Origin of the sequence: Pseudomonas sp. MWU16-30317 (assembly GCF_020515695.1) — a bacterium.
Lineage (GTDB): Bacteria > Pseudomonadota > Gammaproteobacteria > Pseudomonadales > Pseudomonadaceae > Aquipseudomonas.
The window spans coordinates 340,688-353,046 of the sequence record NZ_JAIWJA010000006.1; the positions used below are offsets into that span (position 1 = coordinate 340,688).

General features: G+C 62.1%; 10 protein-coding genes. 1 reads left to right on the top strand and 9 read right to left on the bottom strand.

The genetic code is table 11. From position 1 onward, the window contains the following. Positions 1–92: 92 nt before the first annotated feature. The 6 genes from purD to prmA all read right to left on the bottom strand — a co-directional run bounded on the left by purD (position 93) and on the right by prmA (position 7,093). Positions 93–1,388 (bottom strand): phosphoribosylamine--glycine ligase, encoded by a 1,296-nt coding sequence (gene purD, locus LIX93_RS19085; RefSeq protein ID WP_226505608.1) that lies wholly within the window; start codon positions 1,386–1,388, stop codon positions 93–95. Between the two features lie 173 nt (positions 1,389–1,561). Beyond that, on the bottom strand, positions 1,562–3,169 hold the full coding sequence (purH, locus tag LIX93_RS19090) for a bifunctional phosphoribosylaminoimidazolecarboxamide formyltransferase/IMP cyclohydrolase (RefSeq protein WP_226505609.1): 1,608 nt from the start codon (positions 3,167–3,169) through the stop codon (positions 1,562–1,564). Positions 3,170–3,250: 81 nt separating this feature from the next. Then, entirely contained in the window at positions 3,251–3,571 is a 321-nt protein-coding gene (gene fis, locus LIX93_RS19095; RefSeq protein WP_008368706.1) for a DNA-binding transcriptional regulator Fis, read from the bottom strand. Next, positions 3,568–4,581 carry a tRNA dihydrouridine synthase DusB gene (gene dusB, locus LIX93_RS19100; RefSeq protein WP_226505610.1) on the bottom strand — a complete coding sequence of 338 codons (1,014 nt, stop codon included), beginning with the start codon at positions 4,579–4,581 and terminating at the stop codon, positions 3,568–3,570. The genes fis and dusB overlap by 4 nt, the downstream gene beginning before the upstream one ends. A gap of 144 nt (positions 4,582–4,725) precedes the next feature. After that, entirely contained in the window at positions 4,726–6,156 is a 1,431-nt protein-coding gene (locus LIX93_RS19105) for a DUF3426 domain-containing protein (protein WP_226505611.1), read from the bottom strand. Between the two features lie 58 nt (positions 6,157–6,214). Next, a complete protein-coding gene (gene prmA / locus LIX93_RS19110; RefSeq protein WP_226505612.1) occupies positions 6,215–7,093 on the bottom strand; it encodes a 50S ribosomal protein L11 methyltransferase in 879 nt (292 codons plus the stop codon). Positions 7,094–7,265: 172 nt separating this feature from the next. Between prmA and LIX93_RS19115 the strand changes: the two genes are divergently transcribed. Continuing rightward, the gene (locus tag LIX93_RS19115; protein ID WP_226505613.1) at positions 7,266–8,117 is read left to right on the top strand and encodes an RHS repeat-associated core domain-containing protein; all 852 of its coding nucleotides are present in this window, start codon (positions 7,266–7,268) and stop codon (positions 8,115–8,117) included. Positions 8,118–8,191: 74 nt separating this feature from the next. Here the strand turns inward: LIX93_RS19115 and accC are convergent, their stop codons facing one another. The 3 genes from accC to LIX93_RS19130 all read right to left on the bottom strand — a co-directional run bounded on the left by accC (position 8,192) and on the right by LIX93_RS19130 (position 12,300). Then, complete coding sequence (accC, locus tag LIX93_RS19120) at positions 8,192–9,538, bottom strand: acetyl-CoA carboxylase biotin carboxylase subunit (RefSeq protein ID WP_226505614.1); 1,347 nt, start codon at positions 9,536–9,538, stop codon at positions 8,192–8,194. Between the two features lie 49 nt (positions 9,539–9,587). Continuing rightward, on the bottom strand, positions 9,588–10,043 hold the full coding sequence (gene accB / locus LIX93_RS19125) for an acetyl-CoA carboxylase biotin carboxyl carrier protein (protein WP_226505615.1): 456 nt from the start codon (positions 10,041–10,043) through the stop codon (positions 9,588–9,590). Between the two features lie 472 nt (positions 10,044–10,515). Continuing rightward, positions 10,516–12,300 carry a protein-disulfide reductase DsbD gene (locus LIX93_RS19130; RefSeq protein ID WP_226505664.1) on the bottom strand — a complete coding sequence of 595 codons (1,785 nt, stop codon included), beginning with the start codon at positions 12,298–12,300 and terminating at the stop codon, positions 10,516–10,518. Positions 12,301–12,359 lie beyond the last annotated feature (59 nt).

Below are 12,359 nucleotides of genomic sequence, written 5' to 3' on the forward strand. Positions count from 1 at the left end.
TCAAGCGCATGGCAAGTGCACTATAGCGCTTGGCCGGTGCCGTGGCGCAGGGCGCGAGCGGGTGAGCGCGCGCCCTGAGCCGCGTCAGGAGTTTACAGCGAATCTTCGCCACGCTCGCGAGCAATTGCCCGGTAGCCGATGTCGTCACGATAGAAGCATCCAGCCCAATCGATTTTGTCTGCCAATTCATAGGCTTGCGCCTGAGCATCAGCCACGCTGCGGCCCAGCGCCGTGGCGCAGAGCACGCGACCGCCAGCGGTCACCACCTGGCCGTCAACCAATGCGGTGCCGGCGTGGAATACTTTGCCTTCCAGACTGGCGGCAGCCTCCAGGCCGGTGATCGCGGCGCCCTTGGCGTAATCGCCCGGGTAGCCGCCTGCGGCCAGCACCACGCCCAGGCTTGGGCGCGGGTCCCACTGCGCTTCGACTTTGTCCAGCGCTTGCGCCAGTGCAGCCTCGACCAGCAATACCAGGCTCGACTGCAGGCGCAGCATGACCGGTTGGGTTTCCGGGTCGCCAAAGCGGCAGTTGAACTCGATGACCTTGGGGTTGCCGGCTTTGTCGATCATCAAGCCTGCATAGAGGAAACCGGTGTAGACGTTGCCTTCATCGGCCATGCCGCGCACGGTCGGCCAGATCACCAGGTCCATGACCCGCTGGTGGACGTCGGCGGTCACCACTGGCGCCGGGGAATAAGCGCCCATGCCGCCGGTGTTCGGGCCGCTGTCGCCGTTGCCGACGCGCTTGTGGTCCTGGCTGGTGGCCATAGGCAGGACGTTCTTGCCGTCGACCATGACGATAAAGCTGGCTTCTTCGCCATCGAGGAACTCTTCGATGACCACCCGCGAACCGGCGTCACCGAAGGCGTTGCCGGCGAGCATGTCGCGCACGGCATCTTCGGCTTCAGTCAGGGTCATGGCGACGATCACGCCTTTACCGGCCGCCAGGCCGTCGGCCTTGATGACGATCGGTGCGCCTTTTTCACGCAGGTACGCCAGCGCCGGCTCGATTTCGGTGAAGTTCTGATAGTCAGCGGTGGGGATCTTGTGGCGCGCCAGGAAATCCTTGGTAAAGGCTTTCGAACCTTCCAGTTGCGCGGCACCGGCAGTCGGACCGAAGCAGTCCAGGCCGCGGCTGCGGAACAGGTCGACGACGCCAGCCACCAGCGGTACTTCCGGGCCGACGATGGTCAGCGAGACATTTTTCTCGGCAAAATCGGCCAGCTGTTCCAGCGCGAGCACGTCGATGGCGACGTTTTCGCATTTCGCTTCGATGGCGGTACCGGCGTTGCCGGGGGCGACGAAGACTTTCTCGACGCGGGGGTCTTGAGCGACTTTCCAGGCCAGGGCGTGTTCACGTCCGCCGCTGCCGATGATCAATACGTTCAAAGCACGCTCCTTCGGAGGTAGTTGAAAGCTGCAAGCTACAAGCTGCAAGTAAAAGCGAATGGGGTGCTCTTGATTGCAGCTCATGGCCATGAATGTGGGAGCTGCAACTGGAAGCAGGACCAACACCGCTCTGCCTCCACTTGCAGTTTGAAACTTACAGCGTGAACCTGCTTTTAATGGCGGAAGTGGCGCATACCGGTGAACACCATCGCGATGCCGGCTTCGTCGGCCGCGGCAATCACTTCGGCGTCACGCATCGAACCGCCCGGCTGGATCACCGCGGTGATACCCACTTTAGCCGCGTTATCGATACCGTCGCGGAACGGGAAGAACGCGTCCGAGGCCATCACCGCACCCTGTACCTGCAAGCCGGCGTGCTCGGCCTTGATGGCGGCGATGCGTGCGGAGTTGACGCGGCTCATCTGGCCGGCGCCAACACCGATGGTCTGGCGGTTCTTGGCGTAGACGATGGCGTTGGACTTGACGTACTTGGCCACTTTCCAGGCGAAGATCAGGTCGTGGATTTCGGTCTCGGACGGAGCGCGCTGAGTGACGATCTTCAAGTCGTCGGCGCCGATCATGCCGATGTCACGGCTCTGCACCAGCAGGCCGCCGTTGACGCGTTTGTAATCCCAGGCAGCGGCGCGATCCTGTGCCCAATCACCGCACACCAGCAGGCGCACGTTGGCTTTGGCGGCGATCACCGCGCGGGCCGCTTCGCTGACGCTCGGGGCGATGATCACTTCGACGAACTGGCGCTCGACGATGGCCTTGGCGGTCTCGGCGTCCAGCTCGCGGTTAAAGGCGATGATGCCGCCGAAAGCCGACTCGGTGTCGGTGGCGTACGCCAGCTCGTAGGCCTGGCGGATACCGCCTTCGGCATCCGGGCAGACTGCCACGCCGCACGGGTTGGCGTGCTTGACGATCACGCAGGCCGGCTTGACGAAGCTCTTCACGCACTCCAGCGCAGCGTCGGTATCGGCGACGTTGTTGTAGGACAATTCCTTGCCCTGCAGCTGGGTAGCGGTGGCGATGCCGACTTCGGCTGGCTTGGCTTCAACGTAGAACGCCGCGCTCTGGTGCGGGTTCTCGCCGTAGCGCATTTCCTGGGCCTTGACGAACTGGCTGTTGAAGGTGCGCGGGAATTCGCTGCGGCCTTCTGTGCTCAGGGTTTCGGCGGCCTGGTTCACGGTGCCCATGTAGTTGGCGATCATGCCGTCATAGGCGGCAGTGTGTTCGAAGGCCTTGAGCATCAGGTCGAAGCGCTGCGCGTAGGTCAGGCCGCCGGCCTTGAGGCTGGTCAGGACGTTGGCGTAGTCGCTGGCGTTGACCACGATGGCCACGTCTTTGTGGTTCTTGGCGGCCGAGCGGACCATGGTCGGGCCGCCGATGTCGATGTTCTCGATGGCGGTCGGCAGGTCGCAGCCCGGCTTGGAAATGGTCGCTTCGAAGGGGTACAGGTTGACCGCTACCAGATCGATCGGCTTGATGCCGTGCTCGCTCATGATGGCGTCGTCGATGCCGCGACGGCCAAGGATGCCGCCGTGGATTTTCGGGTGCAGGGTCTTCACCCGGCCGTCCATCATTTCCGCGAAGCCGGTGTAGTCCGCCACTTCGACTGCGGCGACGCCATTGTCGCGCAGCAGTTTGAAGGTGCCGCCGGTCGACAGGATCTCGACGCCGAGGCTTTCGAGCTCGCGGGCGAACTCGAGAATCCCGGTCTTGTCGGAAACGCTGATCAAGGCGCGGCGGATCGGCAGTCGGGTGGTCTGGTCGGTCATTTCAGTTTCCATTTAAAGCAGGGAAAGTCAGCAAAAAAGGCGAGCTCATCACGAGTCGCCTTTTCTGGTTTGAATGCATGCTTAAAGCAGATCGTACTGTTTGAGCTTCTTGCGCAGGGTGCCACGATTGAGGCCGAGCATTTCGCTGGCTTTGGTCTGGTTGCCCTTGACGTAGTTCATCACGCTTTCGAGCAACGGGGCTTCGACTTCGGAGAGCACGAGGTTGTACACATCCGTGACGGCTGCGCCTTCTAGGTGCGCGAAATAATTGTGCAGCGCCTTCTCGACACTGCCGCGAAGGGTCTGACCCTCTTCGCTAGGCGTGTTGAGGTGCTGTTTCAAATTGACGTTGTCGCTCACGGGTGTTGTTCCACTCACTAATGTCTCGGTCATCATGGTCATGCGGCCACCCCATTTCCGTCCTTTGTTGCCAGGCTCTCGTGATGTTCGCTGAAAAACGCGCGAACATTGGCCCTTTGTGCCGCCGTATCGTCCAGCGTGTTGAAGCGGCTACGGAACTCGCGGGCGCCCGGCAGGGTGGCCAGGTACCAGCCAACGTGCTTGCGCGCGATACGCACACCCATCACGTCACCGTAAAACTCATGCAGCGCGGCCAGGTGCTCTAGCAGGATGCATTCCACTTCACTCAGTTGCGGCGCCGGCAGTTTTTCACCCGTACGCAGGTAGTGCTCTATTTCTCGAAAAATCCATGGCCGGCCCTGCGCCGCCCGGCCGATCAATACACCGTCGGCACCGGTCGCTTGCAGCACGTGACGGGCTTTTTCTGGCGAATCGATGTCGCCATTGGCGAATACCGGGATCGACACGGCCTGCTTGATCGCTGCGATGGTGTCGTACTCGGCCTCCCCGGTGTACAGGTCGGCGCGAGTGCGGCCATGCACGGCCAGCGCGGTAATACCCGCCTGTTCGGCGATTCTTGCCACGGTGAGGCCGTTCTTGTTGTCCCGGTCCCAGCCCGTGCGAATTTTCAAGGTCACCGGTACATCCACCGCGGCAACCACCGCCTGGAGAATCTCCTCTACCAGGGCTTCGTCCTTGAGCAGCGCAGAACCCGCCGCCTTGTTGCACACCTTCTTGGCTGGGCAACCCATGTTGATATCGATGATCTGCGCACCCAGCTCGACGTTGGCCCGGGCCGCCGCGGCCAGCATCTGCGCATCGCCACCGGCGATCTGTACCGAGCGGGGCTCGGGATCGCCATCGTGGATCATGCGCAGACGCGACTTGCGGGTGTTCCACAGGCTCATGTCACTGCTGACCATTTCCGAAACCACCAGGCCTGCACCCAGTCGTCGGCAAAGCTGACGAAAGGGCTGGTCCGTGACCCCGGCCATGGGGGCCAGGATCAAACCATTGCTGACTGTGTAAGGGCCGATGCGTACCGCCGACATTGGGTCTTCCCTGTTGTGGGGCAGGATCAGGAGAGTTCGAAAAAGGGTTGGCATAATACCCGCTCTCGATGACTGGATAAAGATCGATTTGGATAAAATCTGAACAGTTGTTCGCGAATGCCAAGCCGTTTGAGGGTGTGCGGGCTATTCCGGCGACTGGAAGCTCAAGCTGTAGTTCACCGCCTTGCTGCCTGGGTCGAGGATGTCGAGGGCGATGTGGATCGGTGTTTGCGGCGGCATGTCGGTCTGGCCCGCCAGGTCGCCGCTGAGGTATTCGCTGGGCTTGAAGCGACGGCTGGCGATCAGCTTGCCGTCGAGGTCGGCAAAACGCAGTTCCAGCAGCGGAAACGGCTGGGAGAAGGGCGCGCGGTTATAGATGATCGCGTCGACGATCAGCGCGCCGCTGAACTGCGGATGGCTGCGCACCACCAGATTGCTGCTCTTGATCAGGGCAATATCGACCTTGGACGGTACCTCGCAGCCCACGACGGGGCAGAACTGCTGGAACCAGGGGCGATAGGCGTCCTGGCGAGCCAGTTCGTCGAAGTGATAGGCCACGTACTGGCCGGCCAGTGTCAGTGCCGCAATCAATGCCAGCAAGCTCCAGAGCAGACGCTTGCCCCATGAGCTCTGGGATTTCTGCCATTGCAGTTCGAGAGGGTCTTCGGACAAATCCGGCAGGTCGGCGTCGCGCATCCGTGGTTCGGCCCGGCGGGCCTTGGCGGGCTTGAGCGGCGTGGCGTCGACCCGGCGCAGGCTTTCGTCGGCGGCTTCGATGGCCGAGCGGCGCTGGCGTCGTTCGTGGTGGGGCGCACGGCGGTCGTGTTCGTCGAACTCGTCCTCCAGACGGGTCAGGGACGGCTCGGCGCGGGCGTCGGGCTGGGTAACGGGTGCCAAGTGCTCGTCGACCAGTGGTGCGGGGGTGTGCGCGTCTTCTGCCAGGTAATGGTAGACGGCGGGCTCTGCGTCTCGCTCGGCGCGCAGCCGCTCCGGTGGGAGTGGGCTCTGCGCGCGAAGTTCTTGTCGCCCCTGTGAAATGCCCTGGTGCTCACCAAGCCGCGGCTCGGTCAGCGAGTCATCATCATCGAAGTCGTGGTCGACCGCCTCTGGCTCATCACGGCGGGCACTGAGCTGGTCTTCGCGCCCCGGCCCCGGATGCTCGGCGTTGCCGGTGCTTGGCGTGAAGCGCTGCTCCAGGCGGGCCAGTTCGTTGTCGAGGTCGAGGTGTTCGAGGTCAATTTCAGCAGCGGCGGCCCAGCGCCGCTGGCTGATGGGTTCGACACGGCGGTAGGCGGGCGCTTCGGGCGCTTGTGGCAGTACCGGTGGCTGTGCGGCTGTTTGAGGCGCAGGCGCAGGCGCTTCGCCGAGCGTCGGCAACGGTGAGTGCGCAGGTGCCTCGCCGAACAAGGCGGCCGCCGACTGTCCCGTGCTCTTTTCGAGCAACTGGCGCGCCGCGTTGAACACCTGCAGGCACGAACCGCAGCGCACCGCACCGCGCGCCGCGCTCAGCTGGTGGTAGCTGACGCGAAAGCTGGTCTGGCAATGTGGGCACTGGGTGACGAAACTCTCGGTCATGCGCGGGTCCGGGCGGTAAGCGGCGCTCTGGCGGTGGCGAGCGATATCTTAAGAGGTCTCAGCGGCGTCGACCACTGATGCGTACCCAGCCATCACGGTTGGCGATCGGATCGAGGTCGAAATCCGCAGCATAGGCGGCGGCGACTTCTTCGCCCTGCTCGGCCAGGATGCCCGACAATGCGAGGCGGCCACCGGATTTGACCAGGGTCGACAGCTGCGGTGCCAGGCTGACCAATGGTCCGGCGAGGATGTTGGCGACCAGCACATCGGCTTGTTGGGCCGGCAGGTCTTCAGGCAGGTACAGCGGGAAAGAGTCCTCGGCAATGCCATTGCGCCCGGCGTTGTCGCGGGAGGCTTCGAGCGCCTGTACATCGATGTCGGTACCGACCGCATGCTTGGCCCCCAGCAACAGCGCGGCGATGGCCAGGATGCCCGAGCCGCAGCCGAAATCCAGTACTTCGCAATCCTGCAACGGCTGGCCATCGAGCCATTCCAGGCACAGTGCGGTAGTTGGATGGGTGCCGGTGCCGAACGCCAGGCCTGGGTCGAGCAGCAGGTTCACCGCGTCAGGCTCGGGGGCGTCGAGCCAGCTCGGGACGATCCACAGGCGCTGGCCGAAACGGATCGGGTGGAAGTTGTCCATCCAGCTGCGTTCCCAGTCCTGATCCTCGATCACCTCGGCGTGATGCTCGGGCAGTTGGGCGTCGGTCAGCAGTTGCAGGTGGGCGAACACAGCCTGCGCATCGGTATCGGCCTCGAACAGCGCGAGCAGATGGGTGTGGGTCCACAGCGGCGTGGTATTGAGCTCTGGCTCGAAGATCGGCTGGTCCTCGGCATCCATGAAGGTGACCGACACCGCGCCAACTTCCAGCAGGGCATCTTCATAGGTTTCGGCTTGTGCTGGGCTGATGGCCAGACGGACTTGCAGCCAGGGCATGGCGGGTACCTTTGATCTAAGAGCAAAGCGCGGAGTTTACGCGAGCGCGGGGTGTGTAGCGAGTAGGGCTTGTTGTCGGCAGGGTCATTGTCAAGCTGTCAGATTTGTGAGTACCCCGCGAGGGGGCAGATGTGCAGGATGGTTTATCCCCATATGCCAGAGCGCCACGGACATGAAACCCAGGAATGGTCGGCGGTATTTGTTGCAGTGTGATAGTCGGCAGTCGGTGCTATCCAATAGTGCTGGACTGTCGCTTGCTTATAGCTGTTTTGGTTGGTGCGCGCATGATAACGGCAGTCGAATAGCGTTCAACGGGAGATTCAAGGAGTTGCACGGCGGGTATTTGCTAGGAAATGGATATCGGCTGTATTCGTCGGTTCTGGGTCGGTTTGTGAGCCCAGACTCATTGAGCCCGTTCGATCAAGGGGGGATGAATGCTTATGTGTACTGCCACAGTGATCCCTTGAATGCTATTGACCCTACCGGCCATATTCCGGTTAAGCCGTTGCTGAACTCATTCGATGGTGCGGGTAACTTTCTCAGGCGTTTTTGGGGCGGCCTGCCTGATTTTTCAAGCGCCCTGAGTCGAGGTCGCGGGTCCAGCGCAAGTGGCCTCAAAAAAGTCTCATCGTTTGCAGGCGAGGGATTTGCTTTCGTGGGAGGAGCAGCAAAGCCTGAGATGCCGTATCGCAGCGGTAACGTGATGAGAGCTTTGAACAGTACTGAGGGGTGGATGCCTAGGCGCGCAGAGCTATTGGCAATAGATTTTGATTTGAATGTCCCAAAATTGAAGGCTTTGGATAAGAAGGAGTTGCTGGCCAGGCAAGCGCAGGTCGAGACTGGCTTGGCAGGTATGTTCCCTGGTTATGACTACAGAAGCGGGCTTGCGCTGCAGAGTGCGGCGGAGCAAAAAAGGATGTTCGTGAGCGATACCCGTTTTTCTCGCCGTATATTGTTCGAGGAGCTTCGTCGCATGGGCACCTTGCCAACAAATATGCGGAACATTCGCGCTGAGTACCTATAAAAAAACCGGCCATCTCTGGCCGGTTCTTGTCCTGCGTTGCAGCTATCGGGGGGCAAGCCGCCTCCGCTACAGAATCACTTCTCGCTAGCCAGCTTGTGCTCCAGGTAGTGAATATTCACACCACCCTCGCAGAAGCCTTTGTCGCGAACCAGATCCCGGTGCAGCGGGATGTTGGTCTTGATGCCGTCGACCACGATCTCGTCCAGCGCATTGCGCATGCGCGCCATGGCTTCGTCACGGTCTTTGCCGTAGGTGATCAGCTTGCCGATCAGCGAGTCGTAGTTCGGCGGGACCGCATAGCCACTGTACAGGTGCGAGTCGACGCGTACGCCGTTGCCGCCTGGGGCGTGGAAATGCTTGACCGTGCCTGGGCTCGGGATGAAGGTGCGTGGGTCTTCGGCGTTGATCCGGCACTCCAGCGAGTGACCGCGGATGACGACGTCGTCCTGGGTGTACGACAGCTTGTTGCCAGCGGCGATGCTGAGCATCTCCTTGACGATGTCGATACCGGTGACCATTTCCGAAACCGGGTGCTCGACCTGGACGCGGGTGTTCATTTCGATGAAATAGAACCGACCGTCTTCGTACAGGAACTCGAAGGTACCGGCGCCGCGGTAGCCGATGTCTATGCACGCCTTGACGCAGCGGGCGAAGACTTCCTGGCGAGCGGTTTCGTCGATGCCTGGTGCCGGCGCTTCTTCCAGGACCTTCTGGTGGCGGCGCTGCAGCGAGCAGTCGCGGTCACCCAGGTGGATCGCCTGGCCTTGGCCGTCGGACAGCACTTGCACTTCGACGTGACGCGGGTTGGTCAGGAATTTTTCCAGATAGACCATCGGGTTGCCGAACGCGGCACCGGCTTCGGTGCGAGTCAGTATGGCCGAGGCGATCAGGTCTTCTTCCTTGTGTACCACGCGCATGCCGCGACCACCGCCGCCGCCAGCGGCCTTGATGATCACCGGATAGCCGACTTCACGGCCGATGCGCAGGGCGGTTTCTTCGTCTTCAGGCAGTGGGCCGTCGGAACCCGGAACGGTTGGCACGCCGGCAGCGATCATCGCGTGCTTGGCCGAAACCTTGTCGCCCATCAGGCGAATGGTGTCGGCTTTCGGGCCAATGAACGCGAAGCCGGATTTTTCCACCTGTTCGGCGAAGTCGGCGTTTTCCGCGAGGAAGCCGTAGCCTGGGTGGATGGCCGTGGCGCCGGTGACTTCGGCAGCCGCGATAATGGCCGGGATGTGCAGGTACGACAGATTGGCCGGCGCCGGGCCGATGCATACGGACTCGTCGGCCAGGCCCAGGTGCATCAGTTCCTTGTCGGCCTTGGAGTAGACGGCGACGGTCTTGATGCCCAGCTCTTTGCACGCACGCAGGATTCGCAGAGCGATCTCACCGCGGTTGGCGATCAGTACTTTTTCCAGCATTGCTGCCTTCTCCTTATGGAGCTACGCCATTGAGGCGCAGCAGCATGGGTCAAACGATGGTGAAGAGAGGCTGGTCGTATTCAACCGGCTGGCCGTCTTCCACGAGGATCGATTCGATCACACCGCTGGTTTCAGCTTCGATGTGGTTCATCATCTTCATCGCTTCGACGATGCACAGGGTGTCGCCTTTCTTCACGGTCTGGCCGACTTCAGCGAAGGCTGGCGCGGCAGGCGAAGATTTGCGGTAGAAGGTACCGACCATTGGCGAGCGAGCGACGGTGCCGTTCAATTTTGGCGCGGCAGGTGCTTCAGCGGCGACCGGAGCGGCAGCGGCAACCGGGGCAGCGACAGGCGCAGGCATCGGTGCTGGTGCGTAGTACTGCTGGGCAGGGGTCTTGCTGTGGCGGCTGATCCGTACGGATTCTTCGCCTTCCTTGATTTCCAGTTCGTCGATGCCGGATTCTTCCAGCAGCTCGATCAATTTTTTGACTTTACGAATATCCATCAATCATCAACTCCCAAGGGTCGGTCAGGGGCGTGGTGTGTTCTGCCTCGGCGTCCCGGCGTGCCAGCGGCATGGCTGGCGCCTGGGGCGCGGATCACGGTGCAGCCTGCGAAGGCCGTGGCCGTGACAGCGGAAATCGGTGTATGCGCACACGGTTGAAAAAAAGCACATCGAAGAGTGGGATGCTCAGCAATCGCGACGCGTCACGTCCCTGAGTGCCGGGCAGTGCAAAACTGCCAGTGCCTAGCGGCTAAAAGCGCCATTGGCTGTCCCATCTCATGTCCGTCTGTGTCGTGCGCGGCGACTATGCCGCAAAGCACTGCCAACTGTCCAGTTAAGCACAATAGCCAGCACGTTGACCGATGATTGCGCAAAGTGCGTGACTATGTGGGCGGTTTTGGTCACGGGCGTGGCTGACGGCCCCAGTTTGAGGCCGTTGCGCGCTGTTGCAGCGCGCGTTCACGGAAGCGATTCAGCCTGGCACTTTGGCGAGAAAACTTTTCGCATCTATTTCGCCGACGATACGCGACGTTACTGTTTCCTGGCCTTGGGCGTCGAAAAACAGGAAGGCGGGAGGGCCAAACAATTTGTAACGATCCAGTATCGCGCGTTGCTCGGCATTGCTGTCGGTCATGTCGAAACGTATCCGGTCATACGGGGCCAAAGCAGCAACGACGCTTGGGTCGGTCAGGACCTTGGCTTCGATCACCTTGCAGCTGATGCACCAGTCGGCGTACCAGTCCAGCACCAGCGGGCGTCCTGCGGCCTTCGCCGCTGCCAGTGCACTGTCCAGTTGGGCTGCAGTGGTGATGGTTTGCCAACTGCTGGCGGCGGGATGCGCCGCACCGCCATTGGCGAGGGATGCGCTGCCGTTGCCCAGCGGCTGGAACGGATCGCTTTGGCCGCTAAAGGCACCCACCCAGCTGGCCAGGGCGTAGCTCAGCAGCAGCAGGCCGCAGAGCTGGGCCAGACGCTGGCGCGTGGTCTTGACGCCGAACTCGAGTGCGCCGAGGAACAGCCCGACACCGGCCGCCAGCAGCCCGACCAGCAACAGGGTGACAGGCCCGGGCAATACGCGACTCAGCATGCCCACTGCGACAGCCAGCAGCAGCACCCCGATCGCATTTTTGACCGAGACCATCCAGGCACCGCTTTTCGGCAGCCAGGCCGCGCCACCGGTGGCGACCACCACTAGCGGCACGCCCATGCCGACGCCGAGCGCGAACAGTTTCAAGGCGCCGCCGACGGCATCGCCGCTGGCGCTGATGTACAGCAGCGCGCCGGCCAGCGGTGCGGAGACGCACGGGGAAACCAGCAGGCTGGAAACCACGCCGAGCACGGCGGCACCCCATAGCGAACCGCCTTGCGCATTGCCCGCGATGCGGTCCAGGCGACGGCTCAGCGCCTGAGGCAGCTTGAGATCGAACGTGCCGAACATCGCCAAGGCGAATACCGCGAAAATCAACGCGAATGGCACCAATACCCAGACCGATTGCAAGCGTGCCTGCAGGTTGAACTGGGCGCCAAACATGCCCATCAACGCACCCAGCAGCGCGAAGCAGGCGGCCATCGGCAGTGCATAGGCCAGTGATAGCGACAGACCACGCAGGCCACCGACCTGTCCGCGCAACACGATACTGGAAACGATCGGCAGCATTGGCAGCACGCAGGGCGTGAACGTCAGGCCGATACCGGCAAGCAGGTACAGCAACAGTTCGTGCCAGCTCCAGCCTGAGGTGGCAGGGGCTGCGACATCACTGGCAATGGCCGGTGCGTCGGCAGCAGCGCTGTGGCCATCAATGCTCAACCGCTCGGTTTCCGGCGGATAGCACAGGCCTTTGTCGGCGCAGCCCTGGTAGGTCACCACCAGGGTGAACGGGCGTTGCGCGCTCTCGGGGCGGGGCAGGGTGACGTCGATGATGCCGTGGTAGACCTCGACGTCGCCGAAATACTCATCGTGCTTTTTTTCGCCGGCCGGCAACTGCGCCGCGCCCAAGCCGATGTCGGCGGGTTCGGTGCGAAACTGCATACGGTGGCGGTACAGGTAGTAGCCTTCGGCGGGGACGAAGCGCAGCGTCAGGTGGTCTGGCGTGCTTTCGCGCAGCTCCAGCTTGAACGCTTCGCGTACCGGTAGAAAGTCGCTGCTGTTGTTCAGCGATGAGGCACCAAGTACCGAGGTCGGGCGGCTGTCGAGCAGGCCTGCGCCCAAGACAGGCAGCGCAAAGGCGAAAAGCAGCAGGAAAAACAGGCGGCGCATGATGGCGTTCTCGCAAAGCAGTAAGGCGCCCATCATATCGATCCGGGGATTATGTGGCT